The organism is Variovorax sp. YR750 (genome assembly GCF_900109805.1).
Taxonomy (GTDB): domain Bacteria; phylum Pseudomonadota; class Gammaproteobacteria; order Burkholderiales; family Burkholderiaceae_C; genus Variovorax; species Variovorax gossypii.
In genome coordinates this window covers 117,468-143,695 of sequence record NZ_FOBJ01000019.1, presented here as the reverse complement: position 1 = coordinate 143,695, position 26,228 = coordinate 117,468, and the positions used below count along the sequence as shown (strand labels likewise).

Genomic DNA, 26,228 nt, shown 5'->3' with positions numbered 1-26,228 from the left:
GTCTTCGGCGGTTATTGCTGGAATACTTCAGCAGCGTCGAAGCTCGCCCCTGCCGCATCCTTGGCGGACAACACGGGGGCGCCTCCCGTATCCGGCCACTCGATGCCGATCGAGGCATCATCCCAACGGATGCACCGCTCGTACGCGGGCGCGTAGTAATCGGTCGTCTTGTAGAGAAAGTCGGCTGTCTCGCTCAATACCAGAAATCCGTGGGCAAATCCTGCCGGCACCCACAGCTGCTTGTGGTTGCTTTCCGAAAGCTCGACACCGACCCATTGGCCGAAGGTGGACGACGAGCGGCGGATATCAACCGCTACATCGAACACGGTGCCGCTGACTACTCGCACGAGTTTCCCCTGCGGCTGCTGAATCTGGTAGTGCAGTCCACGCAGCACGCCTTTCGCCGAGCGTGAATGGTTGTCTTGCACGAAGTCGACGTGCTGGCCAATCGCTTCGTCAAAGGCCTTCTGGTTGAAGCTCTCGAAGAAGAAGCCGCGCGCGTCGCCGAAGACCTTGGGCTCGATCACGATGACATCGGGAATGGATGTGGGTGTTGCTTTCATGATTGACGTCCAAAAATGATGAGGCGATCAGGCGACGCGTTTGAGATAGCCGTCAGGCGCCACGCTCACGAGCAGCTTGTTGTCCATGGCGCGGTCGACCTCGAAAGAGGTCGCGTTCGTCTTCAGGAATTCGTGAACCGCTGTCTTGGGGTTGTCACCGGGCCCCCAGGGCCGATCCGGGTACATGCTTTTCGGCAGGTCCTCAACGACGGTATCGAAGACGACGCAATAGCTGCCCACAGTCACCATGGGTGCGTAGGCGCGCAACTCGTCGAGAACGTGAGCATGGGTGTGGTTGCTGTCGAGACACACCAGCACGCTGCGTTTTCCCGAAGCAATGCTGCGCACCTTCTCGATCACATCCGATGCAACGCTGGAGCCTTCGATCATCGAAATCCGCTTGACCATCGGATGCTCCTCGATAGCCTTTCGGTTGTGAGCGCGGATGTCGATGTCGATCCCGAGCACGTGCGCATCGGCAGGGCCGCCGCATGCGGCATTCAGCTCCAGCATCGCGGCGGAGAAGATGAGCGATCCGCCGTGCGCGATCCCGGTCTCGATGATCAGGTCGGGCTGCACGCGCCAGATGATCTCCTGCATCGCGACGATGTCCTGCGGGTACTGGATGATCGGGCGCCCCAGCCAGGAGAAGTTGTAGGAATAGCCGGCCTGGATGGACGACTTCATCAAGGCCTTTGCATCGTCGCGCAAGGTTTCGTTGGTTTCATTGGCCGCCACGCGTGCCGCAACTTCAGCTTCAAATGTCATTCTGGTCTACCTTCACAAGACGAAACTTGCCGCGGGACTGCTCCGCGATCTCGTCGAAATAATTGGAATTCATCACGAATACGAGCGAGTCCGGCGGCAGCAGCCGCAACGCGGCCTCAGGGGACACGATTTTCAGCCCGGTCCCCGCCATATGCCGGTCCTGCTTGACGGGATTGATGTCCACGGCCACGTCAAATTCGATGCCGGCGGCCTGCAGATGGTGAGAGAAGATGACTCCCTTGGAAGAAGCACCCCATATTGCCTTCGGACCCGGCGTCGACCTTGCGAGAGCCTTGCTTTGCTCGATGCCCGAGAAGAAATCCTTCGGCAATTCGATGCGGTCCGGCGGTGCCTCCGCGGACTCCCGCAGCGATGCCAGGTCGGCCACGACATAGAGATACTGTCCTCCGAACACGTGCCCTTGCTCGTGAATGCGCCCGAACATGCGCCGGAAGTCGGTGGCCCGAAAGTAGTTCACGTGCTCGTAGAAGATGTCGAACCATGCGCGACGCGCGCAGATCCAGTCGAAGCACGGCACCTCGATGTAGATCTTGCCCTGGCCAGCGTTGGCTCGGGCGATGTCCTGCAGGAAGCGCAAGGGTTCCCTGATGTGCTCCAGCACGTGCCGCAGCACGAGAGCATCCGCGGACAATCCGAGCGATGGAGAAAACGCAGCCTTGACGACGTGCGGACTGTCTCCCTCATAGGCAGGGTCGATGCCCGTTGCATCGTAGCCGGCGGCTCGCAGGTAGTTCAGGAAGTACCCCTTGCCGCAGCCGACCTCGATCAACGACGAGGTTTGAAAATGGCGCCTGACGATGGACAGGACTGCGTCCAGATGCTCCCGGAAGACCGATGAGCATGCCTGTTCGTTCTGGTAGTCGGCATCGTAGGTCAGCAGGGCCGGATCGAACTCCCGGTTGAAGACCAAGCCGCTGTCCCGGTCCTGGACAAGCACCATGTTGCCTTGCGGCGAAGCCACTCCAGACGAGGCGCTGTCGAACACCCGATTCTGCAATACAGGGAGACCTGTGATGCGCAAGAGTTCGTTCTGCATCAGCTGTGCTCCAGTAGCCGCAGCAACTTGGCGTTGCTGCCCCAGAAGGCCATCGGCTCATGGCTTGGATAGGGGAAATGCCCCAGCGCAAGCTTCATCGGCACGCCCAGCGAGTCCCGCCATCCCTCCACGAGCGATCGCACCGACGTGGGCCGGCCCGAGCAGACGTTCACGATGCCGCCACCTGGTGCGGTCCGGGCAAGCGCCGACAAGTAGCGAGCGACCTCTTCGACCGGGAGATAGTCGCGCAGCTGCTCTCCGCCGGACATAGGAAACTCGGCATCGCCCCGCCCACGAGCGGCCAGGAACTGGCTGTACAGCGCGCCAGCGGACTGACCTTCTCCATACATGTAGAACAGCCGCGCCCAGGTCAGCTTGACCCCGGCATCCGCTGCAAGAAACTCCAGCTGGCGCCGCAGCGCATCCTTCGCGAAACCGTAGGGGTTGCGGGGATCGGTGGGAAGCGACTCGGTCAACTCTCCCGACTGCATGCCGTACTCGAAGCAGGTACCGGCACACACCAACTTCGAAAGCCCTGCTGCTACGAGCCGCTCGAGGAACCGGTACTGCTCCGCCAGATGCGTATCGAAATGGTGTCTCGACTGGTAGTTCGGCAAGCCGCCCCAGGCCAGATGGATCAGCACGTCAGGACATCCCAGCATCTCGAATGCATCGGAAGGCACCGAAGCCATATCGATGGCCACATGGCGGACACCCGATGGCATCGGCGAGCCGGGAGCCTGACGCGACATGGCCACGACCTCGACGTCAGGACACCCCACCAGCGCGCTGAGCACGTGGCGCCCCACAAAACCGCTGGCTCCGGTAACTGCGATCTTCATCGTCAGAAGACCTCGAGTCGAGGAACCGCGCAGACGAACCGGCCACCCCATTCGCGGATGTAGGCAAGCTGATTCATCACTTCTGCCTTGAGGTTCCAGGGCAGCACAAGTACATAGTCGGGCCGTTCGCGCTGCAGACGCTCCTCATCGACGATGGGGATGCGGCTTCCGGGCATGTACTGCCCCTGTTTGGCAGGGTTCCGATCGACGACCCAGGGAAGCAGGCCCGGCCGGACGCCTGCGTAGTTGAGCAGCGTATTTCCCTTTGCGGCGGCGCCATAGGCGGCGACCCGCTTGCCCGCCCTGCGCGCCTCGATCAGGAAGGTCACCACGCCATCGCGGATGTCGTCCGCACGAGCCTGAAAGCCCTCGTAGTACGCCGCAGTTTCGATGCCGGCCTGGGTTTCGACGCGCGTCAGCTCCGCCACCCGGGACTCGACCGAACGTGCTCCCGTGTCGCTGCGCTGCGCGTAGACCCGCAGGCTGCCACCGTGCGTAGGCAACTGCTCCACATCGAAGATGCACAGTCCGTTGGCCTCGAACAGTCGACGCACCGCTGCGAGGGACAGGTAGGAGAAATGCTCGTGGTAGATGGTGTCGAACTGGCAGTCGTCCACGAGTTGCATCAGGTGCGGGAACTCGAAAGTAGCCACGCCATTTGCCTTCAGCAGTCTCGCGAAGCCGGAGACGAAGTCGTTGATGTCCGGTACATGCGCCAGCACGTTGTTGGCTGCGATGAGGTCGGCTGCCTTTCCTTGCGCAACCAATCGTTCGGCAAGTTCGACTCCGAAGAACGCTTCGACGATCTCCAACCCCTTGGCCCGCGCGGCGCTGGCAGTGCTGGCCGTCGGCTCGATCCCCGTGCACGGAATGCCTGCCTGCTGTACGTACTGAAGAAGATAGCCGTCGTTGGCAGCCACCTCGACGACATGCGACACGGGCGACAGTCCGAATCGTTGCACCATGTCGTCGACATAGCGTTTGCTGTGGGCCAGCCAGCTCGTCGAGAACGAACTGAAGTAGGCATAGTCGCTGGAGAAGAGTTCTGCATAGTGCGCATAGTCTTCCGTCTGTACCAGCCAGCACCGGGTGCAGGTGAACACGCGCAGCGGGTACCACCTCTCCGGCGCAACAAGCTGCGCCGCAGTCAGGTAGGCATTGGACGGAGGCGAAGCTCCCAGATCCATCAATTGCAGACTGAGCTCCGCGTGGCAATGGCGACATTTCATCTCAGATACCGCCGAAATCAGAAGTCAGGTGAGCATGCGCGGCATCGCGCTGCGACACCTCGGCAAAAGGCAGAGGCCATGCAATGGCGAGCATCGGATCGGCCGGATTCAAACCGCCCTCCGAGCTTTGAACATAGGGTGTCGAGTGCAGGTACAACAATTCTGCGTCATCTGAAAGAGTCTGGAATCCATGCGCGAACCCCTTGGGGATCAGCAGGCTGCGGCCATTCTCGGCACTGAGCTTCTCAGCGTGCCAGCGAAGAAAGGTCGGCGAATCCTTGCGTATGTCGACAGCAACGTCGAAGACCTCTCCGCGCAGACAACTGACCAGCTTGTCTTCAGCGTGAGGCGGATACTGGAAATGCAGGCCACGCACGGAACCGCGGCGACGCGTCAAGGTGTGGTTCATCTGGGCAACCGGCTGGGCAAAACCGGCGTGCGCCAACTCATCTGCACAAAAGAAGCGGCTGAAGAACCCTCGGGAATCCTCCAGCTTCTGCCGCTGTATCAGTTTCAGGCCGTCCAGCGGCGTTGCTTCGATGACGAATCTAGCCATGTGCAGCCATGCCTTCGTACATCTCGATCTGCGACAGACAGAAATCCTGCATGTCGCCACCCGATCGCCAGACAGCGTCCCAGGCCACAGTCTTGTCGAGCGCTTCATCGAGCGCCCACCGCGGACGCCATCCAAGCAAACCTCTCGCCTTGCTGCTATCGAGCTTGAGATATCCAGCCTCATGCAGGGTCGATGCGCCGGTCTCCCGCCATTGCGCTCCTTCCACCTTGCTCACCAGTCGGTCCAGCAGTTGGCGCACGGGTACTGCATCTTCGTCGGTCGGACCAAAATTCCATGCGGAGGCAAACTGCGGGTCGCCAGAAGCCAGGTGTTCGGCAAGCAGCAGATACCCCGACAAAGGCTCCAGCACATGCTGCCAAGGCCGCGTTGCGCCTGCATAGCGCACTTCGAGCGGCCGGCCAGCATGGGTCGCTCGAAAGAAGTCCGGCACGAGTCGATCATCGGCCCAGTCACCGCCGCCGATCACGTTCCCCGCCCGTGCGGTCGCGATTGCCACACCCGCCTGTGCCAGGAACGATGCCCGGTATGCAGCCGTGACAAGCTCGGCGCAGGCCTTGCTGCTGGAATAAGGATCGGAGCCACCCAGCGCCTCGCCCTCGCGGTAGCCCCAGACCCACTCCCGGTTGTCATAACACTTGTCGGTAGTGACGTTCACGACCGCTCGCACATTGCTGGAAGATCGCACGGCTTCCAGCAGGTTGATCGTTCCCATCACATTGGTGGCATAGGTCTCCACCGGCTCGCGGTAGGACTGGCGGACCAGAGGCTGCGCAGCCAGGTGAAAAACGATCTCCGGGTCGGCCTCTCGCAGCGCCTGCTGCACGGCATCGGCATCGCGGACATCGGCCGTGACGTGGCTCTTCAACACGCTGGCGACACGCGCCACCGAGAACAGGTTGGTCGACGTCGGTGGCGGCAATGCATAGCCGTGGACTTCGGCTCCCGACTTGTGCAGCCACAGTGACAGCCAGCCGCCTTTGAACCCGGTGTGCCCCGTCACCAGGACTCGCTTGCCCTGCCAGAACGAGCGACTCACGGCCACACCTTCCAGGGGGCGGCATTGCTCGCCCAGAGTTGCTCGAGATGCGTCTTGTCGCGCAGCGTGTCCATCGGTTGCCAGAACCCTGCGTGTTCGAACGCCATCAGCTGACCATCCTTCGAGATCTGTGCAAGCGGCTCGCCTTCCCAGCTGGACTGGTCGCCATCGATGTAGTCGAGGCATTTGGGCGAGAGGACAAAAAAGCCGCCGTTGATCCAGCCGCCGTCCCCTCGGGGTTTCTCGATGAAGCCTCGAACTGATTCCCCGTCTCGCTCGAGAGCCCCATAGCGGCCGGCAGGCTGCACGGCAGTTACCGTCGCCAGCCGGCCATGCGAGCGATGGAACTCGATCAGCTTGTCGATTCGCAGATCCGATACGCCATCGCCATAGGTGAAACAGAACGCCTCTTCGTCTTTCAGGTATTCCCCGACCCGCTTCAGGCGCCCCCCGGTAAGGGTCTCGTCCCCGGTATCGACCAGCGTGACTTTCCAGGGTTCAGCCTTGCGCTGATGTACGTGCATCTCGTTGCTGCGCATGTCGAAGGTCACGTCCGACATGTGGAGAAAATAGTTCGCGAAGTACTCCTTGATGACGTAGCCCTTGTAGCCGCAGCAGATGATGAAGTCATGGATGCCGTAGGCCGAGTACAGCTTCATGATGTGCCAGAGCACAGGCTTGGCACCGATCTCGATCATCGGCTTGGGCTTGAGATGCGTCTCCTCCGAGATTCGAGTCCCCAGTCCACCGGCCAGAATGACTGCTTTCATCGTTTTGAGCTAGCGATTCGAGAGAAAGAAAGAAAAGATCCCGGCGACCTCATGGTCGCCGGCATGCGGTGAAACACTGGCGCCCGGGCTCTTGCCCGGAGTGTCATGCGACAGGGGGAGGCTTCCTGAACAGACTGACCGCCTTGCGTGCCAGCCGTTTCGGAACATAACGCAACGAACCCATCCGCTGGGCTTCACCGAGGCTGTGCTCCAGTTGCGTGCATGCTTCCCGCCATGCCTGCGCCTGCGACAGCAGATCGGCCGTGTTGGCTGCAGCAGCGCTCAGATCATGATTCGTGCGACGCAGTGTTTCGGCGGCCTCATTGTGCGCACGTTGCGCATTCTGCCTTTCCGCCTCGACCTGCGCGCGCATGTCGTTCAAGGATGGCACATCGAAGGGAATTGCTTGCCCACCCGCGCCGAGCAGCGACGCCGACAGTGTTACCGCACCCGAAACGTCCTTCACGCCGAAAGGCGCTGCATCAAGGCTCAACGTGATGCCGTCGAAGCCGAATCGCCGTGGACGGAACGTATGGGCGGATGCCGGAGGCAGATGCGGCGCCTCGCGGTCGAACCATTGCAGCAACTCGGGGCTGTCCGCGACCGAAGCCCTGATGATCTGTCGCACCTCGTCTCGTTCTGCGGGATCGGTTTCGAGTATCGCGCCCAGATAGCGCTCCGTGATCGCCTTCCGGTCCAGCACCAGCGTGTCGTCATGGGGAAAGAGCGCATCCTTCGCGTGAAGAAAGGAGTCGGCGACATGGACCGGCGCAAGGATCATCTTGTCCGGCACGAACGGGTGCCGCCGATAACCGAAGGTCTCGTTCAGTTGCGAGAAGTCGCTCGCTATCGCGGTCTTCTTCTCCTTCATGAGCGTCGCAACGCCATTGCTGGCGTGCGAAAGGCCAGCGATGTTCATGGGCGTACTGATCGATAGATAGTTGCCGACCAGATATGCGAAGCCGAAGCCGGAGTAGATGTCGGGATAGACGTTCAGGAAAACGCGCCCTGTCGCCTCCCGATGTTTCGCGATCAGATCGCGGTGGATGGCCGAGCAATAGATCATCGGCAACGAGTCCGTTCCATCCTCGAACCGCATGACCTTGGCTATCTGGGAGCGCCCTTCGATCTCGGTGATCGTCCGCGACAGCGTGATGATGAGCAGGTTCGCTTCGCCTTCGATCCCGATCGTCGGCCACGTGTAGATGCCACGTTGCCAGCGCATTGCCTTGGCGCCGGTGCTCGAGGCAAGGCGATCCAGTTCGCGCAGCGCATAAGGCATGAGCCCATCGTCGTCGCCGAGCACCGTGACGTACTCGCCACGAGCTTCGCTCAAGCCGCGCTCCCAGTTTGCGCTCATCGCCAGAGGCCGTTCAGCAGGCAGATATCGCACGCGCGAAGATGCAACTGCTGCAACGATTTCGGCGACCTGGGCTGCCGCCGCCGGATCGCTGTTGTCGCAGATCAGGATTTCATAGTCGTCGAAATCCTGATCGAGGCACGTCGCCAGGGAATGGCGCAGGGTCTCGGGGCGGTTGCGCGTCGGCAGGACGATGCTGAACCGAGGTGTATTGCGCATTGGCTCCCTCGATATCAAGAGCGAACCTCTTCGCGCAGCAAGTGTTTCAGGTACTTGCCATAGCCACTCTTTGCCAACGGCGCCGCCAACTTTTCAAGCTGCTCGCCCGTGATGAAACCGTTGCGCCACGCAATCTCTTCCGGACACGCAATCTTCAACCCCTGCCGATGCTCCAGCGTCGCGATGAACTGCCCCGCTTCCAGAAGGCTGTCATGCGTGCCCGTATCGAGCCACGCATAGCCCCGCTGCATGATCTGCACGTTCAACTGATCGCGGTCCAGATACGCCTGGTTGACAGCAGTGATCTCCAACTCGCCCCGCGCACTGGGCTTCACCGCCTTGGCGATATCGACCACCTGGTTGTCGTAGAAGTACAGGCCGGTCACCGCATAGCTGCTCTTCGGCTTCAGCGGCTTCTCTTCGATGCTGCTCGCCTTGCCCTTCTCGTCGAACGCGACGACGCCATAGCGCTCCGGATCCTGCACGTGATACGCGAACACGGTGGCGCCGGATGCCTTTGCATCCGCATCGGCCAGCAGATGCACGAAATCGTGGCCGTAAAAGATGTTGTCGCCCAGCACCAGCGCACTCGGCGAGTTGCCGACGAACTTGTCACCGATGATGAAGGCCTGCGCGAGCCCGTCCGGGCTGGGCTGCACCTCGTACTGCAGATTGATGCCCCATTGGCTACCGTCGCCCAGCAGCTGCTGGAAGCGCGGCGTGTCCTGCGGCGTGCTGATGATCAGGATGTCGCGCATGCCGCCCAGCATGAGCGTGCTGAGCGGGTAGTAGATCATCGGCTTGTCGTACACCGGCAGCAGTTGCTTGCTGATCGCCAGGGTCGCGGGGTGCAGGCGTGTGCCCGAGCCGCCGGCCAGGATGATGCCCTTGCGTTGCGTCGTCTTGGTCATGTTCTTCTTCTCGTGAAGTTCAAAGGATCTCGCGCAGCATGCGCGAGACGCCTTCCTGCCAGGGCGGCAGGCGCAGGCCGAAAGTGGTCTGCAGCTTGGTGGTGTCGAGGCGCGAATTGTGCGGGCGCTTCGCCGGCGTCGGGAAAGCGCTGGTCGGCACGGCCTCGACGGCATTCGGCCCGGCCTTGAGTTCGACGCCAGCCTGCTGCGCCAGTTCGAGTACGAAGCGTGCGTAACCGTGCCACGTCGTTTCGCCGCCAGCAATCGCGTGATACAGGCCCGCCTTCGATGAATCCTGCAACGTGGCCCGGATCGCATGCGCCGTCACGTCTGCCAGTAGTTCCGCACCGGTAGGTGCCCCGAACTGGTCGTCGATGACGGTCAGCTTGTCGCGCTCCTTCGCCAGCCGCAGCATCGTCTTGGCGAAGTTGCCGCCGCGCGCTGCATACACCCAGCTGGTGCGAAAGATCAGGTGCTTCGCGCAGTTCCGCGCAACCAACTGCTCGCCCTCAAGCTTGGTCTGGCCGTACACGCTGAGCGGACCGGTCGCGTCGTCTTCCTTCCAGGGCTTCGTGCCACTGCCGTCGAAAACGTAGTCGGTCGAGTAATGAACCATCAGCGCACCGATCTTCTGCGCCGCTTCGGCCACCACTCCGGGCGAGGTGGCGTTGAGCTTGCGCGCGAACTCGGGCTCGCTCTCGGCCTTGTCGACGGCGGTGTGCGCCGCCGCATTGACGATCACGTCGGGTCGGACCTTCAGCACCGTGTCGGCCAGCTCCTCCGGCCGGCTGAAGTCGGCGTGGAAATCGGTGCTGTCGAAATCGAGCGCGACCAACTCACCGAGCGGCGCCAGGCTGCGCTGCAGCTCCCAACCGACCTGTCCGCCCTTGCCCAGCAGCAGCAGCTTCATGCCGCAGCCTTCGCGTTGCTGTCGTACTGCTTCTCGACCCACTCGCGGTAGGCGCCGCTCTGCACGTTGCGCACCCACTCGCTGTTCGCGAGGTACCACTCGACGGTCTTGCGGATGCCGGTGTCGAAGGTCTCGGCGGGCTTCCAGCCGAGCTCGGCCTCGAGCTTGCGCGCATCGATGGCATAGCGGCGGTCGTGGCCGGGACGGTCGGTGACGTAGGTGATCTGTTCCTTGTACGGCTTGCCGTCTGCGCGCGGGCGCAGTTCGTCGAGCAGGGAGCAGACGGTGTTGACGATCTCGATGTTGGGCTTCTCGTTCCAGCCGCCCACGTTGTAGGTCTCGCCCAGCTTGCCGGCTTCGAGCACGCGGCGGATGGCGCTGCAGTGGTCCTTCACGTAGAGCCAGTCGCGCACCTGCATGCCGTCGCCGTACACGGGCAGGTTCTTGCCGGCCAGCGCGTTGACGATCATCAGGGGGATCAGCTTCTCGGGGAAGTGGAACGGACCGTAGTTGTTCGAGCAGTTGGTGGTCAGCACCGGCAGGCCGTAGGTGTGGTGCCAAGCGCGCACGAGGTGGTCGCTGGCTGCCTTGCTGGCCGAATAGGGGCTGTTCGGCTCGTACTTGTTCTCTTCGGTGAAGGCCGGGTCGGTCTTGGAGAGCGAGCCGTAGACCTCGTCGGTCGACACGTGCAGGAAGCGGAAGACCGATTTCTGTTCGGCCGGCAGCGCGCTCCAGAAGCCGCGCACCGACTCGAGCAGGCGGAAGGTGCCGAGCACGTTGGTCTGCACGAAGTCCTCGGGGCCGTGGATCGAGCGGTCGACATGCGACTCGGCGGCGAAATTCACCACGGCGCGCGGCTTGTGCTCGGCCAGCAGGCGGTCGACGAGGGCGCTGTCGCCGATGTCGCCCTGAACGAAGATGTGCTTCGGGTTGCCCTTGAGCGAGGCGAGCGTCTCGAGGTTGCCCGCGTAAGTCAGTTTGTCGAGGTTCACGACCGGCTCGTCGCTGTTCGCGATCCAGTCGAGTACGAAATTGGCGCCGATGAAGCCGGCACCGCCGGTAACCAGGATCATGAAGTCCCCTATGGTTTTGGAACGATCGCCCTGCGGCAAATCAACAACAGGCGATTATCCATCGGGCTGACACGTGGAAATCGGCGGGTTGGCAGCCGCTCACGCCCCGCCTACAATCGTCCCCACTGCAGGAGAGCGGGCCACCCTAGTGGCCCTACCGAAGGCGCAAACTCCCATAAACGCTCAGGTCGGCCCCCACAAGGGCCTGTACTGCACCAACTGAAACGCCGTCTGGAGAGCCGCCACGCCATGTGGCGCACCGAAGGAGCAAACCCTCTGCGGGCGCAGCGGGTGAATCTCTCAGGTACCGAGGACAGGGGGAGCGGCAACTTGGACTGCGGTCGTCCGGTTGCTTTGCTATTCATTCGATAGCAATCACGCCCGCCGTTCAAGCGCTGCAACCTCAAAAGGTACTTGAAATGCGCGTGATCGTTCTCGGCGCCGGCCTGCTCGGCGTGACCTCGGCTTACTACCTCCAGCAACTCGGCCACGAAGTGACCGTGATCGACCGGCAGGCCACTCCGGCCGCCGAAACCAGCTTCGCCAACGGCGGGCAGATCTCCGTCAGCCACGCCGAACCCTGGGCCAACCCGAGCGCCCCCCTGAAGGTGCTGCAATGGCTGGGCAAGGAAGACGCCCCGCTGCTCTTCCGCATGCGCGCCGACATGCGCCAATGGCTCTGGGGCCTGCAGTTCCTGCGCGAATGCACGCCGGCGCGTACCCGTCACAACATCGAGCAGATCGTGCGTCTCGGCACATACAGCCGCTCGATGTTGCAACAGTTGCGCCGCGACACCGGCCTCAACTACGACCAGCGCACGCAAGGCATCCTGCACTTCTACACGACGCAGAAGGAGTTCGACGGTGCTCTCGAGCCCGCCGAACAGATGCGCGCCCTGGGCTGCGAGCGCCTGGTCATCTCGGCCGACGAGGCCGTGAAGCTCGAGCCCGCCCTCGCCCACATCCGTCCGAAGCTGGCCGGCGCCACCTACACGGCCGAGGACGAATCGGGCGACGCCAACCGCTTCGCCCGCGAGCTCGTGGGCCTGGCCGCCGCCGCGGGCGTGAAGTTCCTGATGAGCCACACCGTGACCGCGCTGCGCGAAGCCGGCGGCAGCATCGACCACGTCGAGGCCACCGACAGCGAAGGCCGCTTCCAGCGCATCCGCGGCGACGCCTTCGTGCTGGCGATGGGCTCGCTGAGCCCGCTGTACGCGGCGCCGCTGGGCATCCGGCTGCCGATCTACCCGGCCAAGGGCTACTCGGTGACGCTGCCCGTCAAGGACGCCTCGAAGGCGCACCAGGTCTCGCTGACCGATGACGAATTCAAGCTCGTGTTCTCGCGCTACACCTCGGCATCGGGCGACCGCCTGCGCATTGCCGGCACGGCCGAGCTCAACGGCTACGACCGCGACCTGAACCGCGTGCGCTGCGAAGCCATCGTGCGCCGCGTCGAAGAACTGTTCCCGGGCGCCGGCGACACCACGCAAGCCCAGTTCTGGACCGGCCTGCGTCCCGCCACGCCGAGCAACGTCCCGCTGATCGGCAAGACGAAGCTGCTGAACCTGTTCCTCAACACCGGCCACGGCACCCTGGGCTGGACGCACGCCTGCGGCTCGGGCAAGTCGATCGCGCGGATCGTGAGCGGGCTGGAGCCGGAGGTCGATTTCGCGTTCACGGGGATGCCTGCGCCCAAGCCGCGCATCCCGCAACCCGTACTGGGCTGACGAACCGGCAAGCCCTGAATCACGCCTTGAACGTGATCCAGGGCCTGAGCCGCACCGCGCAGTGGATCAGGCCTGCGCGCTCCTGCGCGTCGATCACCTCGCCGATGGGCTTGTAGGCCTGCGGCGCCTCCTCGATCCGGCGCTCCTCGCGCAAGGTCACGCACTGCCAGCTTGCCTGCTCGTCGACGGGCGCCGGCCGCATCGCGCGCACCTGCTGCCGACGCATCCGCCGGCCGGCGCCATGGCTGCACGACCAGAGCCAGTCTTCGTGCCCCAGTCCGGCCGCCAGATACGAGTAGTCGCCCATGGAGCCGGGAATCAGCGCCAGATCGCCCGCGTTCGCCGGCGTCGCTCCCTTGCGGTGGATATTCATGCCATGTTCCTGCAGCACGACGTTGTGCGGCACGTCCACGACGAGCCTCGACGACGTGGCACCCAGCAATTCCGCGAAATCCTTGCGTACCAGTTCGGCCAGGACGACCCGGTTTGCCCATGCGTAGCGCGCCGCCACGCCCATGGCCTCCAGGTATTCGTCGGCCAGCGGTCCCGCCAGGCCGTACAAGCCGCTTTTCGGATGACGCAGGCCCTTGGGCCATTCGTCGCGCGCACGGTCCATCCAGCGGCCGCCCACATGGAACCCGATGTCGCGCGAGCCGCTGTGGATCATCACGACCACGTCCCCTGCCTTCAGGCCGGCGCGATAGGCCTCGTGACGGTCCATCACATGGTCGACAACTTGCAGTTCCACGAAGTGATTGCCACTGCCCGGCGTGCCGAGGCAGGGGTCACGAAACACCTCGTGGCGGACGCCGGTGTACGCCTCGGGTGCATGCCGCGCGCTGCCGCCGAACGTCGCCAGGCCGATGCAGGCATCGAGTTCGGCCTGCATCCGGTCGCGGTCGCACGCCGACCATAGCCCGCCGTCCTGCACTGTCTCGAGGAATGCCGACGGCCCCACATCGAACAGCGCCCTGAATGCCGCCGTGTGCACCGGCACGTCACGCCCGTTGTCGAGCAGGCTGCGCGTGAGCCGCTCGACCAGCCGCGTCTTGTGCGGCGCCACCTGGTCGAGCGTGAGCCCGGTGGTCAACAGTCGCATGCCGCAGTTGATGTCGGTGCCCACCGCTGCGGGGATGACAAAGTCGGCATCGGTCGCGACAACGCTGCCGACAGGCGCGACAGAGCCCGGATGGAAGTCGGGCGTCGCACAGGCCTTGCACACGCCCCGCTCGCCGTCGGGCGAGCGCACGCTGGCAAAAGCCAGCAACTGATTCACCGCCTTTTCTTCCAGCGGAAGACTGGGCGGCAGGAGCACCGTGGCCTGCGAGGCCTCGTGGTGCAGGTGGTAGACACCGTCGCGGTAGTCGACGGCGATGCCAGCGCGCGAAAACGCGCGCTGAAGTCTGGAGAAACGAAGGTCGCTCATGGCTGCTGTTCCATTGGGGAAGCCGTGTCGGCTTCCTGCCTCGTCGCACTTTGCGTGGGGAGGCGAAAGAGATCGCCCGCGCATCGCTGACGATGCGCGGCTGGCTCTTTCTTGCAGCAGCAGAGATTCAAGAAAGCGGGCGGATTCTAGTGACGCATGCTTCCGTTGGAAACCCGCCCGTCGTTTTTTCGCGTCGGGTCTGGAATCAGTCGTTGGCGGTGAAAACCGTCAACACCCCGGTATACCCATACAGATGGTGCCGCGCGATCTCCCCCGCGGCGAAGAAACCAACCAACGGCACATCGCCCAGCGCATGCCGCACGATCTGCAGCTCCGCCCCCGGCGCGCCGAAGTGCGGCCCGCCACGGCCGGAGCAGCTGACATACACCGCGCCTGCGATGCGCCGCGCAGGATGCGGCGCGGCCTCGGCCTCGCCCGCCGCCACGGCGCGGGCGGTGGCCAGCGTCTGCTCCTCGGGCTCCAGCTCCTCGCGAATCTCCGCGCAGATGCGCATCAGGTCGGCGCGCGCTGCCTGCGCGTTGCGGCGGCAGAAGGTGAGCCGCATGCCGGCTTCGGCCGTGTCGGCAATCGCGATGCCGCGCCGCGTGGGGTCGAGTCCGATGATGTGGCGTACCAGCACGTCGGCGCCCAGGTCGCCGGTGCGGCGGATGCCATCGGCGCCCGCATCGGCCAGGCCGACCAGGGTGTTGCGCACCGCATCGATGGCCTCCTGGGGCCGTTCGAGAGACACCTGCAGGTCGGCCAGCAGCACGTCGAGCGCCGGCTCGCCGTCGAGCTTCAGCAGCAGGTTGCCATCGGCCTCGGTGATCTCGCGTTCGCGCACCGCGCCCGAGCGAAGCGGCTGGCAGCCCTGGGTGACGCGCGACACCAGCCGTACGCCCTCGCCGAACACCACGCCCGACAGGCCGCCCGAGAACACTCCGCCCGCCGCGCCATGTCCGCGGATGTTGCCGTTGCCGCCGATGGCGAACTGCAGCGCGCCGCCGCGCCCGGAAGACAGGCCGCCGAACAGGTAGCCCGTGTCGGTGCGGCCGGCCATCTCGCCGATGAGCTCGGCCAAATCGGGCGTGGCCGGGTCGGCGTGCACCAGCGCCGTGTGCGCCTCGAAACCGCTCATTTCCGAATTGCCCAGCGGCGCCACGCCGGAGAACACGCGGTACTGGTCGCTCGGCAGGGCGCAGAGCATGAGGGTCATGCCGGGTTCGTCGAAGTACTCGGCGTTGTTGGCCGACACGCCGATGCCGACGGTGCCCGACCAGTCGGTCACCTCGGGCAGCTCCGCGCTCAGGTGGTCGAGGATGTCCTGCGCGTCGCTCGCGTAGTGGTCGGTGATGTAGAGCAGGCCCAGCGTCGGCGACGAGGCGTAGTCGGGCAGCGCCATCTGCGCCCGCAGCTGGGCGAGCACGAGGCCCGCCGCCATTCGCCATTGCGGATGGGTGGCATGGCCGGAGGGAAACAACTTCATGATGCGTGCCAACCCGTTCTTCAAGAAATGGATGTGTGTATGACGTCAGCGTCGCGCGGAGGTTCGCTTGCGCGCGGCGGTCGACGTCCTTTTCTTCGCGGCCGGTGCCGCGGCCTTCTTCGCAGCGGCGGCGGGCTTGCGGGCCGCCGCCGGCTTGCCGATGACCGAGCCGACCGCGTCGGCCAGCGGCTGGGCCATGGCCGGCACCTTCAGCTGGGCCGCGTCCTGCAGCGCCGTGCTGGCGATCTGCTGGAACTGTTCGGTGAGCGAGCCCCACCATTGCATCGGATCGACCACGCCTGCGCCGTCGGCCGACCCGGCCTTCGCCTTGGCCGCGGCCGGCTTGCGGCGCGGCTTGCTGGGGGCCGGGGCTTCTTCTTCAGGCGCCTCGCCCTCTTCCTCGATCTCCTCGAGTTCGGGCTCAGGGGCCGCTGCCGCCGCAGGTGCCGGCGCAGGCGCCATCGCGGCCGCCTGCCTGGTGAACGCGCTGGCGATGTCTTCCATCCGCACGTTCATGCCGCGCAGCGTCGAAAGCGTCATCTTCTGCACCTCGAGCGCCTGGATGGTGGCCTTGAGTGCGTGCCCGTTCTGCTCGAGCCAGTACTGCACCGTCTTCAGCTCCTGGATGCGCTTGTCGACCTCCTCCACGCTCAGCGTGGGAGCCACCCAGCTCGCGATGCCGGGAATCGACCCGTTCCCCGCCGCCGCGCCGCCGGCGAGGTTCTTCAGGAAGTCGAAACCGGGAACGAACTGGCTGAAGTCGAAGGGCTTGCTGGCGTTGCTCATGCGGGAGGTCTCCTGGGTGCTGGGTATGGGTTTTCTTGTGCTGCCAGCTTACTCCAAGCCTCCGGCGTTTGACCCTCCGTGCCGCCTTTTCCCAACGAGGATTTGCCCCTTCGCGGAGCATCGCGAAACCGGCATTGCCGCGCCGCCGGCATTGCGCTCGCCAGGCACGCAAAGCCTGGGGGCGAGCCGGGTCAGAGCTCGCTTCGCACCTTGCTGAACACCTTCCAGAAGGCCGCGTCCTGCGAGGTCGCGAAGTTGATGCGCATCATCGTGCTGGGCGGCCGGCGCGCGTGGAAGAGCGAGCCCGGCGCCAGCAGGTAGCCCTGGTCGAGCATGCGCTGGGTGAGCGCGTCGGTGTCCACGCCGGTGTCGACCCAGCCGAAGAGCCCCGCCGGCTCAGAGGCGAAGGTGCAGCCGTGCGCCATGGCCAGCTTCACCGCCCGCCCCCGCGCCCCGTCGAGCCGGATGCGTACGCGCTCGGAGTGCCGGCGCAGCTGCCCCTGGTCGATGCACCACGACAAGGCCCGCTCGAACAGCGTGGGCGAGGTCAGCGTGGCCAGCAGCTTGGTCTCGAGCAGCCGCTCCTTCAGCGCGGGCGGCGCCGCCAGGAAGCCGATGCGCCAGTTGGGCGCGAGGATCTTCGCGAAGCCGCTGACGTAGATGGTGCGCTGCAGCCCGTCGAGCGCGCTCAGCCGCGTGGCGTGCTCGGGCGCGAGGTGGCTGTAGGTGTCGTCCTCGACGATGTGGAAGTCGTGCTCGTTGGCCAGCTTGAGCACGCGGTGCGCGCTGCCCGGCGTGAGGCTGTAGCCCGTGGGGTTGTGCAGCACGCTCACGCTGACGAAGAGCTTGGGGCTGTGCAGCTTGCAGTACTGCGCCATCACCTCCAGGTCGGGCCCGTCGGCGCGGCGCGGCACGGGCAGGATGCGCATGCCCAGCGCCTCCAGCCGAGCGAACTCGAGCGCCCAGCCCGGCTCCTCGACCATCACCGGATCGCCCGCCCGCAGCAGCGTGCGGCTCACGATGTCCAGCGCGTGCGTGGCGCCGACGGTGGTCACGATCTGGTCCGGCGAGGCCGGCACGTTGATGCCCACCAGCTTCTGCGACAGGCTGCGCCGCAGGCTCATGTCGCCGGCCGGCTCGCCGTACTGGAGCGACAGCTCCTGCAGCGCGGCTGTATTGGTCATGCGCCGCACGGCGGTGGGCATGAAGGTCGACGCCATCCAGTCGGGCGGAAACACGCCCATGCCCGGCTGCGGCTTGTCGCTGGGGCGGTGGAACATGCTGCGGATGAGCGAGCTGGCATCCGCCGGCACGCGCGAGGCCATCATCTGCACCGCGATCGCCGCCGGCATGCCGCTCGCGCCGTTGGCGTCCGCGCCGTTGCCCTGGCGGCCGTCCTGTACCGGCGCCGAGTCCCGCACATAGAAGCCGCGCTGGCGCCGGGCCTCGACCAGCCCCTGCGCCAGCAACTGGTCGTAGGCGGCGACCACCGTGTACGGGCTCACGCCCTGCTGCCGCGCGCATTCGCGTACCGAGGGCAGGCGCGCGCCGGGCGGAAGCAGCCGGGTGCGGATGCGCTCTGCCAGGCGATCGGCCAGCTGCCCGGTCAGCGACTGTGTGGAGGTGCGAGTGAGCATTCGTCGTCCGGGCTGTGCCGGTTTCCCTGGCTTCTGTGTCGAGGGGATGACCAATACAGATTGGGTGATTGTTCGATCATCTGTACTGGAACTGTAATGGTCTCAAGTTTAGAGTGCGTGTCATGAACTGGCAAGAATTCACCGCGCTGCTGGTGCTGGCCACGGCGATGAGCTTCTCGCCCGGCCCCAACACCACGCTCTCCACCGCCCTGGCGGCCAACGGCGGCCTGCCGCGCGCCATGCGCTTCGTGGTCGCGGTGCCGGTCGGCTGGACGCTGCTGCTGGCGCTTTGCGCCGCCGGCATCGGCGCGCTGGTGGTGGCGGTGCCGTCGCTGCGGCTGGCCATCAAGGCGCTGGGCATCGGCTACCTGCTGTGGCTCGCGTACAAGCTCAGCGGCAGCGCCACGCTCGGCAGGGCCGACGGCAAGAGCCTCTCGGTCGGCTTCGGCCAGGGCGTGATGCTGCAGTTCGTCAACATCAAGGCCTGGCTGCTGGCGCTCACGCTGGTGGCCGGCTGGATCGCCGGGCAGCCCGACGCGCTGCACCGCTTCGCGATCGTGGCGCCGGTGATGCTGACCTATGCCTTCGCCAGCAACTTCGCCTATGCGCTGGTCGGTGCGCTGCTGCGCGAGTGGCTCGCCAAGGGCTCCCGGCTGCTGTGGTTCAACCGCGCAATGGGCCTCGTGCTCGTGCTCACCGCCTGGTGGATGGTGGGCGTATGAAGCTCGACGTGAAGGACGAAACGCTCGGCATGTGGCTGGGCGTCCTCGGCGTGGCGATGTTCGCCGTCACGCTGCCGATGACGCGCCTGGCCACCGGCTCGCAGGATGCGCCGCAGCTGTCGCCGTGGTTCGTCACCCTGGGCCGCGCGGCGCTGGCGGGCGTGCTGTCGGCCGTCTTCCTCCTGGTCACGCGCTCGCCGCGCCCTGCTCCGCACCAATGGAAGCCGCTGGGCATGGCCGTGCTGGGCAATGCCATCGGCTTTCCGCTGCTGCTGGCCTACGCGCTGCGCGTGGTCACGGCCAGCCATGCGGCGGTGGTGACTGCGCTGCTGCCGCTGGTCACGGCCGCCGTCGCGGCCTGGGTGTTGCACCAGCGCGCGCGACTGGGTTTCTGGCTCTGCGCAATCGCGGGCAGCCTGCTGGTGGTGGTGTTCTCGGTGCTGCGCGCGAGCCAGAGCGGACACGGCTTCGGCTTCGAATGGGCCGACCTGCTGCTGGTGGGCGCGGTCATCGCCGCTTCGCTGGGCTACATCTACGGTGCGCAGGTCACGCCCTCGCTGGGCGCCGAGCGCGTGATCTGCTGGGTGTGCGTGATGGCGCTGCCGGTCACGCTGCCGGCCACGCTCGCGCTGTGGCCGACGCAGCCCGTGGCCACCGCGTCATGGCTGGGCTTCGTCTACGTCGGCATGTTCTCGATGTGGATCGGCTTCTTCGCCTGGTACCGCGGCCTGGCCCTGGGCGGCGCGCTGCGCGTGAGCCAGACGCAGCTGCTGCAGCCCTTCCTGTCGATCCTGGCGTCGATCCCGATCCTGGGCGAGCCGCTCGACGTGGTCACGCTCGGCTTCGCCGTGGCCGTGGTGGCCACGGTGGTCATCGGCAAGCGCCTCTCGCAGCCGCCTGCCGCGCCGGCCGCGGCCCCGCTGCCGGCCGCAGCGGTCGGCCCCGGAAGGAGCCGGTGATGTTCAGCCACGTCACCGTCGGCTGCACCGACCTGCCGCGCGCCGCCGCCTTCTACGACGCGCTGCTCGCCCCGCTGGGCCTCGAGCGCCGCCCGGTCACGCCAGACGGCGGCCCCGAGGCCGCCTGCTGGGTCGCGCCCGGGCAGGCGCTGCCGCGCTTCTACGTGTACATCCCGCTGGACGGCGAACCCGCCAGCGCCGGCAACGGCAGCATGGTCGCGTTCAACGCGGCCTCGGCCGTTGCCGTGAATGCCGCCCACGAGGCGGCCCTGCGCCACGGCGGCCGCGACGAAGGTCCGCCGGGCCCCCGCCCACGCTACGGCCATGGCTATTACGGCGCCTACCTGCGCGACCCGGACGGTAACAAAATCCATGTCGCATACCGTGGCGACATCCGGGCGGACTGAATCCCGCCCCGCCTGTACCCTCTATTCATCCGAACATCACCTCACCGCCTGAAAGAAGAAAACCATGAACTGGAAACTCGCCGCCCGCGCCGCCAAGATGAATCCCTCGGTGCTGCGTGAAATCCTCAAGGTCACCGAGCGCCCCGGCATCATCAGCCTGGCCGGCGGCCTGCCCTCGCCCAAGACCTTCCCGATCCAGGCCTTCGCCGACGCCTGCGCCGAGGTGCTGCACAACGACGGCCAGGCCGCGCTGCAGTACGCAGCCAGCGAAGGCTACGCGCCGCTGCGCCAGGCGGTGGCCGACATGCTGCCGTGGGACGTCGATGCCTCGCAGGTGCTCATCACCACCGGCTCGCAGCAGGGCCTCGACCTCGTGGCGAAGGTGCTGATCGATCCGGGCAGCAAGGTGCTGGTCGAAACGCCCACCTACCTCGGCGCGCTGCAGGCCTTCGGCCCGATGGAACCGCACCCGGTGGGCGTGGCCAGCGACGACGAGGGCGTGATCGTCGACGACCTCGTGGCCAAGGCGAAGGACGCCCGCTTCATCTACCTGCTGCCCAACTTCCAGAACCCCACCGGCCGCACCATGACGGAAGAGCGCCGCGCCGCCGTCTCGGCCGCCGCGGCCGCCGCCGGCCTGCCCATCGTGGAAGACAACCCCTACGGCGAACTCTGGTTCGACGAAGCCCCTCCGCTGCCGCTGGCCGCGCGCAACCCCGAGGGCGTGATCTACCTCGGCTCGTTCTCGAAGGTGCTGGCCCCCGGCCTGCGCCTGGGCTTCCTGGTGGCGCCCAAGTCCATCTACCCGAAGCTGCTGCAGGCCAAGCAGGCCGTCGACCTGCACACGCCGATCTTCACGCAGCGCATGGTCTCGGCCGTGATGAAGGACAAGTTCCTCGACAGCCACGTGCCCACCATCCGCGCCCTCTACAAGCGCCAGCGCGACGCGATGATCGCCGCGCTCAAGCGCGAAATGGCCGGCATGGACGTGAAGTTCAACGCCCCCAAGGGCGGCATGTTCCTGTGGGCGCGCCTGCCCGAGGGCGTGGACACCGTGAAGCTGCTGCCCAAGGCCGTGGAGCGCAACGTGGCCTTCGTGCCCGGCGCGCCCTTCTACGCCGGCGAAGGCGATCCGCGCACGCTGCGCCTGTCGTTCGTGACGGCCAGCGTCGACGAGATCGACACCGCCATCGCAGCGCTCGCACAGACGCTGCGCGAAGAGCTGGCGCTGCTCGGCGACAGGACGCCGGCCGTGGCGCAGGTCTGAAACCAACCGGGAGCCTTCCTTGATCGGCCTCGCCACGCTCTCGCTCTTCCTGCTCGCGGTACTGGCGCTGTTCCTGTCGCCGGGCCCGAACATGGCTTTCGTGCTCTCGCACGGCGTGGCCCATGGTCCGCGCGGCGGTTTCGCGGCGGCCATCGGCATCTCGGCGGCCGACCTCGTGCACACGCTGTTCGCCGCCACCGGCGTCACCGCGCTGGTGGCGGCCTGGCCGCCGTCGTTCGACGTGCTGCGCTACGCGGGCGCGCTGTACCTGGTGTGGCTCGCGGTGCAGGCCCTGCGTAGCGGCGGCCTTCGCATGGATGCGCAGGCCCAGCCCGCCGGCTTCGGCCGCATCGTGCGCATGGCGCTGCTGAACAACCTCGTCAATCCGAAGGCGCTGCTGTTCTTCATGGTGTTCCTGCCGCAGTTCGTCGACCCTGCGCGCGGCAGCGTGCCGCTGCAGCTGGTGCAACTCGGCGTGGTGCTGTCGATGGCGGCGCTGGCCTTCAACACGCTGCTGGGCGCGTGCAGCGGCCAGATCGGGCGCTGGCTGCACAGCCGCCCCGGCGCGGCGCGCTTCCAGAGCAGCCTGCTGGCGGTCGTGATGCTGGGGCTGGCCGTGCGCCTGCTGCTCCTCGACCGCCCCTCGCCCCGCTGAAGAGGCTCCACATGAATGTCCTGAAGATCGCAGCCTTCTCTGATGGAGAGACGGGCGGCAACCCCGCCGGCGTCGTTATCGCCGATACGCTGCCGCCCGCGGCGCAGATGCAGAGCGTTGCCGCGGAAGTCGGCTTTTCGGAAACCGCGTTCGCCGCTCCCGCCGATGATGCTGGCAGCTGGCGCGTGCGCTACTTCGCGCCACAATCCGAAGTGCCCTTCTGCGGCCACGCGACGATCGCGCCGGGTGCCGCGCTGGCAATGCAGCAAGGCGACGGCGTGTTCCCGCTCGTGCTCAACCAGGCACGGATCACCGTGGAAGGCCGGCGCAACGGCAGCGTGGTCGAGGCGGCGCTGCAGTCGCCACCCACGCGCAGCGCCGCGGCATCGCCCGAGCTGCTGTCCGAAGCGCTGGCCCTGTTCGGCTATTCGCCGCAGGACCTGGACCCGCGCATTCCGCCGGCCGTCGCCCATGCGGGCGCCGACCATCTGGTGCTGGCCCTGGCGAGCCGCGCGGCGCTGTCGGCGATGCACTACGAGCTGGAAGCCGGCCGCGCGCTGATGGCCCGCGCCGGGCTCACGACCATCGTGCTGGTCTTCGCCGAGACCGCGCAGCGGCTGCACACGCGCAACCCCTTCGCGTCCGGCGGCGTGTACGAAGACCCCGCCACCGGCGCCGCAACGGCCGCGCTGGCCGGCTACCTGCGCGACATCGACTGGCCGCACGGCGGTGCCATCGACGTGGTGCAGGGCGAGGACATGGGCATGCTGTCGCGCCTGCATGCCGACATTTCGCCCGCGCCAGGCAGCTCGATCCGCGTGTCGGGCACCGCGCGCATCATGCGGGCCTGAGTCGCCGAAGAACCAAGGAAAGAAAGAACCAAACCATGCTCAACATCTGGGGCCGCATCAGCTCGATCAACGTCCGCAAGGTGGTGTGGTGCGCGCAGGAGCTTGGGCTCGACTTCCAGCGCACCGAGGCCGGCGGCAAGTTCGGCGTGGTGCAGACGCCCGAATACCTCGCGCTCAATCCGAACGCGATGGTGCCCACCATCGACGACGGCGAAGGCGCCGAGCGCGTGACGCTGTGGGAATCGAACGTGATCGTGCGCTACCTCTGCGCGAAGCATTCGCACGGCAACCTCTATCCGGCCGAGCTGCCCGCGCGCTTCGATGCCGAGCGCTGGATGGACTGGCAGCAGACCACGCTCAACCGCGCGAGCCGCGACGCCTTCATCCAGTGGGTGCGCACGCCGCCATCGGAGCGCCAGCCGGCGCTCAGCGAAGCCTCGGTGCGCGCCAGCGAAGCGCTGTTCGCGATGCTCGACGCCCACCTCGCGCGCCAGCCCTACATGGCCGGCCAGCGCTTCACCATGGCCGACATTCCCATCGGATGCGAAACGCACCGCTGGTTCGGCCTGCCCGGCGCCGAATACCGCCGGCCGGTGTGGCCGAACGTGGAGCGCTGGTATTCGGAACTGCTTTCCCGCCCGGGCACGCGCGGCGTGCTCGATCTCACTCTCGAATGAACCCGATGAAATCCCGCCCCTTCAAGCAAGTCGACGTCTTCACCGCCACCGCCTACTACGGCAACCCGCTCGCGGTGGTGATCGACGGCCAGGACCTCGACGACGCCGCCATGCAGCGCTTCGCGCAGTGGACCAACCTGTCTGAAACGACCTTCCTGCTGCCGCCCACCGACCCGGCCGCCGACTACCGCGTGCGCATCTTCACGCCCGGCGGCGAGCTGCCCTTTGCCGGCCACCCGACCATCGGCAGCTGCCATGCCTGGCTGCAGGCCGGCGGCAAGCCCAAGGCCGCGGGCATGGTCGTGCAGCAATGCGGCGCGGGCCTCGTGCCGCTGCGTCGCGACGGCAGCCGCCTGGCCTTCGCCGCGCCGCCGCTCAAGCGCAGCGCGCCCAGCCCCGCCCTGCTTGCCAAGGTGGCAGGCGCACTGGGGTTGAAGGCACAGCAGGTGATCGCGGCGCAGGTGCTCGACAACGGCCCGGTCTGGTTCGGCCTGCTGGTGAACGACGCCGACGCCGTGCTGGCGCTGCAGCCCGACCACCGCGCGCTGAAGGAACTGGGCGTGAAGGCCGGCGTGGCGGGCGTGCCCGCGGCGCATGACACCTCGCTGCTCATCGGACGCTCCAACCGCGAGGCGCGCGCCTTCGGCAACCGGCCCGCGGTGCCGAACGAGGACGGCACCCGCATCGACCTGGAAGTGCGCGCCTTCGCCGAGCCCATCGGCGTGCAGGAAGACCCGGTCACCGGCAGCCTCAACGCCAGCCTGGCCGAATGGCTGATCGCCGACGGCCACATGCCCGAGCGCTACCTCGCGGCGCAGGGCCAGTGCCTGGGCCGCGCGGGCCGCGTCTACATCGAGCGCGACGCCGAAGGCCGGATCTGGGTCGGCGGCGACGCCGTGACCTGCGTGGACGGCAGCGTCACGCTCTGACACCCTGAAGGAGGGCATCGCACCATGCACGCGCAGCTCGACCATCTCGTGATCGCCGCCACCTCGCTCGCGGAGGGCGTGTCCTGGTGCGAGAAGACGCTCGGCGTCACCCCGGCGCCGGGCGGCTCGCATCCGCTGATGGGCACGCACAACCGCCTGCTGAACATCTCGGGCGACGCCTTTCCTGCCGCCTACGCCGAAATCATCGCGATCGAGCCTGGCAAGGAGCCCTCGCGCCCGAGAACTCGCCGATGGTTCGACCTGGACGACGCCGCGCTGCAGGCCGGGCTCGCAAGGCACGGCCCGAGGCTGATCCATTTCGCCGCCCGCGTGCCCGACGCGCACGCGGCAACCCGCGCACTCGCACGCGAGGAGCACGCGCACATCGACCGAGGCCAGCTGCTCGAAGCCTCGCGCGACACGCCGGCCGGCCGGCTCGAATGGCAGATCACGGTGCGCGACGACGGCCAGCGGCTGTTCTACGGCACGCTGCCCACGCTGATCCAGTGGGGCGCGGTGCATCCCACCGACTCCATGCCCGCATCGGGCCTCGTGCTGCGTTCGCTGCGCGCGGTGCACCCGCGCGCGCCGGCGCTGGCCGCCGCGTTCTCCGCCATCGGCATGACCGGCATGGAGATCGAGGCGGGCCCGCCCAACCTCGTCGCCGTGCTCGACACGCCGCGCGGCACCGTCACGCTCGAATCCCAGGGACTCTGACTCCCGGAACCGGAAGAAGACCATGCTGAGCCTCACCGAAATCGCCCTGTTTGCCCTCGCCTCGCTGCTGCTGGCGCTCACGCCGGGGCCGAACATGATCTATTGCGTCTCGCGCACGCTGATCCAGGGCCGCCGCGCCGGACTGATCTCGCTGGGCGGCGTGCTGCTCGCATTCCTGGTGCACCTGCTCGCCGCGGCGCTCGGCCTCACCGCGCTGCTGCTGGCCGTGCCGATCGCCTTCGACGCGATCCGCATCGCCGGCGCGGCCTACCTGATGTGGCTCGCCTGGCAGGCGGTGAAGCCCGGCGGCAGCGCGCCCTTCGAGGCACGCGCGCTGCCGGCCGATCCGCCGGGCAAGCTGTTCCGCATGGGCTTTCTCACGAACCTGCTGAACCCGAAGGTGGCGATGTTCTATCTCTCGTTCTTCCCGCAGTTCATCCACCCCGAGCGCGGCTCGGTGCTGCTGCAGAGCATGCAGCTGGGCATCGCGCAGATGACGGCCAGCGCGGTGGTCAACACCGTGATGATCGTCGGGGCCGCGAGCATCACGGCCGTGCTCTCGCAGAGCGCGGGTTGGCTGCGCGCGCAGCGCTACGTCATGGGCAGCGTGCTCGCGGCACTGGCCGTGCGCGTGGCGCTGACCGAACGCAAGTAAGACAAGAAGAGA

General features: G+C 66.4%; 27 protein-coding genes and 2 riboswitches. Of the genes, 11 read left to right on the top strand and 16 right to left on the bottom strand.

The features are described from left to right. Nucleotides 1–11: 11 nt before the first annotated feature. The 12 genes from rfbC (BMY35_RS32050) to rfbB all read right to left on the bottom strand — a co-directional run bounded on the left by rfbC (BMY35_RS32050) (nucleotide 12) and on the right by rfbB (nucleotide 11,315). Nucleotides 12–563 carry a dTDP-4-dehydrorhamnose 3,5-epimerase gene (gene rfbC, locus BMY35_RS32050; RefSeq protein WP_093207264.1) on the bottom strand — a complete coding sequence of 184 codons (552 nt, stop codon included), beginning with the start codon at nucleotides 561–563 and terminating at the stop codon, nucleotides 12–14. Between the two features lie 27 nt (nucleotides 564–590). Beyond that, the gene (locus BMY35_RS32045) at nucleotides 591–1,331 is read right to left on the bottom strand and encodes a cephalosporin hydroxylase family protein (RefSeq protein WP_093207262.1); all 741 of its coding nucleotides are present in this window, start codon (nucleotides 1,329–1,331) and stop codon (nucleotides 591–593) included. Beyond that, the gene (locus tag BMY35_RS32040; protein ID WP_093207259.1) at nucleotides 1,321–2,388 is read right to left on the bottom strand and encodes a class I SAM-dependent methyltransferase; all 1,068 of its coding nucleotides are present in this window, start codon (nucleotides 2,386–2,388) and stop codon (nucleotides 1,321–1,323) included. Before BMY35_RS32040 ends, BMY35_RS32045 begins: the two co-directional genes overlap by 11 nt. Then, nucleotides 2,388–3,230 carry an NAD-dependent epimerase/dehydratase family protein gene (locus BMY35_RS32035; RefSeq protein ID WP_093207257.1) on the bottom strand — a complete coding sequence of 281 codons (843 nt, stop codon included), beginning with the start codon at nucleotides 3,228–3,230 and terminating at the stop codon, nucleotides 2,388–2,390. Before BMY35_RS32035 ends, BMY35_RS32040 begins: the two co-directional genes overlap by 1 nt. 2 nt (nucleotides 3,231–3,232) lie before the next feature. Further along, nucleotides 3,233–4,459, bottom strand: a complete 1,227-nt coding sequence (locus tag BMY35_RS32030) for a class I SAM-dependent methyltransferase (protein WP_093207254.1) — start codon at nucleotides 4,457–4,459, stop codon at nucleotides 3,233–3,235. A 1-nt stretch (nucleotide 4,460) separates the two neighbouring features. After that, nucleotides 4,461–5,015 (bottom strand): dTDP-4-dehydrorhamnose 3,5-epimerase, encoded by a 555-nt coding sequence (gene rfbC, locus BMY35_RS32025; RefSeq protein ID WP_093207252.1) that lies wholly within the window; start codon nucleotides 5,013–5,015, stop codon nucleotides 4,461–4,463. Beyond that, the gene (gene rfbG, locus BMY35_RS32020; RefSeq protein ID WP_256230210.1) at nucleotides 5,008–6,072 is read right to left on the bottom strand and encodes a CDP-glucose 4,6-dehydratase; all 1,065 of its coding nucleotides are present in this window, start codon (nucleotides 6,070–6,072) and stop codon (nucleotides 5,008–5,010) included. Before rfbG ends, rfbC (BMY35_RS32025) begins: the two co-directional genes overlap by 8 nt. Then, the gene (gene rfbF / locus BMY35_RS38955; protein WP_093207249.1) at nucleotides 6,069–6,842 is read right to left on the bottom strand and encodes a glucose-1-phosphate cytidylyltransferase; all 774 of its coding nucleotides are present in this window, start codon (nucleotides 6,840–6,842) and stop codon (nucleotides 6,069–6,071) included. The genes rfbG and rfbF overlap by 4 nt, the downstream gene beginning before the upstream one ends. A gap of 103 nt (nucleotides 6,843–6,945) precedes the next feature. After that, nucleotides 6,946–8,421, bottom strand: coding sequence for a glycosyltransferase family 2 protein (locus BMY35_RS32010; RefSeq protein WP_093207247.1), 1,476 nt, complete (start codon nucleotides 8,419–8,421; stop codon nucleotides 6,946–6,948). A 14-nt stretch (nucleotides 8,422–8,435) separates the two neighbouring features. After that, nucleotides 8,436–9,332, bottom strand: coding sequence for a glucose-1-phosphate thymidylyltransferase RfbA (rfbA, locus tag BMY35_RS32005; RefSeq protein ID WP_093207244.1), 897 nt, complete (start codon nucleotides 9,330–9,332; stop codon nucleotides 8,436–8,438). A gap of 19 nt (nucleotides 9,333–9,351) precedes the next feature. After that, nucleotides 9,352–10,242 (bottom strand): dTDP-4-dehydrorhamnose reductase, encoded by an 891-nt coding sequence (rfbD, locus tag BMY35_RS32000; protein WP_093207242.1) that lies wholly within the window; start codon nucleotides 10,240–10,242, stop codon nucleotides 9,352–9,354. Continuing rightward, nucleotides 10,239–11,315, bottom strand: a complete 1,077-nt coding sequence (gene rfbB, locus BMY35_RS31995) for a dTDP-glucose 4,6-dehydratase (RefSeq protein WP_093207239.1) — start codon at nucleotides 11,313–11,315, stop codon at nucleotides 10,239–10,241. The genes rfbD and rfbB overlap by 4 nt, the downstream gene beginning before the upstream one ends. A gap of 118 nt (nucleotides 11,316–11,433) precedes the next feature. Further along, nucleotides 11,434–11,533: riboswitch (glycine riboswitch) on the top strand. A 3-nt stretch (nucleotides 11,534–11,536) separates the two neighbouring features. Then, nucleotides 11,537–11,642: riboswitch (glycine riboswitch) on the top strand. 92 nt (nucleotides 11,643–11,734) lie between these two features. Between rfbB and BMY35_RS31990 the strand changes: the two genes are divergently transcribed. Further along, on the top strand, nucleotides 11,735–13,042 hold the full coding sequence (locus BMY35_RS31990) for a D-amino acid dehydrogenase (protein WP_093207237.1): 1,308 nt from the start codon (nucleotides 11,735–11,737) through the stop codon (nucleotides 13,040–13,042). A gap of 19 nt (nucleotides 13,043–13,061) precedes the next feature. Here the strand turns inward: BMY35_RS31990 and BMY35_RS31985 are convergent, their stop codons facing one another. The 4 genes from BMY35_RS31985 to BMY35_RS31970 all read right to left on the bottom strand — a co-directional run bounded on the left by BMY35_RS31985 (nucleotide 13,062) and on the right by BMY35_RS31970 (nucleotide 18,377). Next, nucleotides 13,062–14,468 carry an RtcB family protein gene (locus BMY35_RS31985; RefSeq protein ID WP_093207234.1) on the bottom strand — a complete coding sequence of 469 codons (1,407 nt, stop codon included), beginning with the start codon at nucleotides 14,466–14,468 and terminating at the stop codon, nucleotides 13,062–13,064. A gap of 205 nt (nucleotides 14,469–14,673) precedes the next feature. Next, nucleotides 14,674–15,954, bottom strand: a complete 1,281-nt coding sequence (locus BMY35_RS31980) for an FIST signal transduction protein (RefSeq protein WP_093207469.1) — start codon at nucleotides 15,952–15,954, stop codon at nucleotides 14,674–14,676. 45 nt (nucleotides 15,955–15,999) lie between these two features. Then, on the bottom strand, nucleotides 16,000–16,740 hold the full coding sequence (locus tag BMY35_RS31975; RefSeq protein ID WP_093207232.1) for a PhaM family polyhydroxyalkanoate granule multifunctional regulatory protein: 741 nt from the start codon (nucleotides 16,738–16,740) through the stop codon (nucleotides 16,000–16,002). A 191-nt stretch (nucleotides 16,741–16,931) separates the two neighbouring features. Next, on the bottom strand, nucleotides 16,932–18,377 hold the full coding sequence (locus BMY35_RS31970) for an aminotransferase-like domain-containing protein (protein WP_093207229.1): 1,446 nt from the start codon (nucleotides 18,375–18,377) through the stop codon (nucleotides 16,932–16,934). A gap of 122 nt (nucleotides 18,378–18,499) precedes the next feature. Here BMY35_RS31970 and BMY35_RS31965 point away from each other — a divergent pair, with 122 nt between their 5' ends. From BMY35_RS31965 to BMY35_RS31920, 10 genes are all read left to right on the top strand, one after another. Next, the gene (locus BMY35_RS31965; RefSeq protein ID WP_093207227.1) at nucleotides 18,500–19,099 is read left to right on the top strand and encodes a LysE family translocator; all 600 of its coding nucleotides are present in this window, start codon (nucleotides 18,500–18,502) and stop codon (nucleotides 19,097–19,099) included. Continuing rightward, a complete protein-coding gene (locus BMY35_RS31960) occupies nucleotides 19,096–20,058 on the top strand; it encodes a DMT family transporter (protein WP_093207225.1) in 963 nt (320 codons plus the stop codon). The genes BMY35_RS31965 and BMY35_RS31960 overlap by 4 nt, the downstream gene beginning before the upstream one ends. Continuing rightward, nucleotides 20,058–20,465: a VOC family protein gene (locus BMY35_RS31955; protein ID WP_093207222.1), complete on the top strand. Its 408-nt coding sequence runs from the start codon at nucleotides 20,058–20,060 to the stop codon at nucleotides 20,463–20,465. The genes BMY35_RS31960 and BMY35_RS31955 overlap by 1 nt, the downstream gene beginning before the upstream one ends. A 64-nt stretch (nucleotides 20,466–20,529) precedes the next feature. Continuing rightward, nucleotides 20,530–21,732, top strand: a complete 1,203-nt coding sequence (locus BMY35_RS31950; RefSeq protein WP_093207220.1) for an aminotransferase-like domain-containing protein — start codon at nucleotides 20,530–20,532, stop codon at nucleotides 21,730–21,732. Between the two features lie 19 nt (nucleotides 21,733–21,751). Continuing rightward, complete coding sequence (locus tag BMY35_RS31945) at nucleotides 21,752–22,387, top strand: LysE family translocator (RefSeq protein ID WP_093207218.1); 636 nt, start codon at nucleotides 21,752–21,754, stop codon at nucleotides 22,385–22,387. 11 nt (nucleotides 22,388–22,398) lie between these two features. After that, the gene (locus BMY35_RS31940; RefSeq protein ID WP_093207216.1) at nucleotides 22,399–23,238 is read left to right on the top strand and encodes a PhzF family phenazine biosynthesis protein; all 840 of its coding nucleotides are present in this window, start codon (nucleotides 22,399–22,401) and stop codon (nucleotides 23,236–23,238) included. 35 nt (nucleotides 23,239–23,273) lie between these two features. Further along, entirely contained in the window at nucleotides 23,274–23,915 is a 642-nt protein-coding gene (locus BMY35_RS31935; protein ID WP_093207213.1) for a glutathione S-transferase family protein, read from the top strand. A 5-nt stretch (nucleotides 23,916–23,920) separates the two neighbouring features. Beyond that, nucleotides 23,921–24,844, top strand: a complete 924-nt coding sequence (locus BMY35_RS31930) for a PhzF family phenazine biosynthesis protein (protein ID WP_176947376.1) — start codon at nucleotides 23,921–23,923, stop codon at nucleotides 24,842–24,844. A gap of 24 nt (nucleotides 24,845–24,868) precedes the next feature. Further along, a complete protein-coding gene (locus BMY35_RS31925) occupies nucleotides 24,869–25,561 on the top strand; it encodes a VOC family protein (protein ID WP_093207208.1) in 693 nt (230 codons plus the stop codon). A 22-nt stretch (nucleotides 25,562–25,583) separates the two neighbouring features. Next, nucleotides 25,584–26,216, top strand: a complete 633-nt coding sequence (locus BMY35_RS31920; protein ID WP_093207206.1) for a LysE family translocator — start codon at nucleotides 25,584–25,586, stop codon at nucleotides 26,214–26,216. The last annotated feature ends 12 nt before the right edge of the window (nucleotides 26,217–26,228 follow it).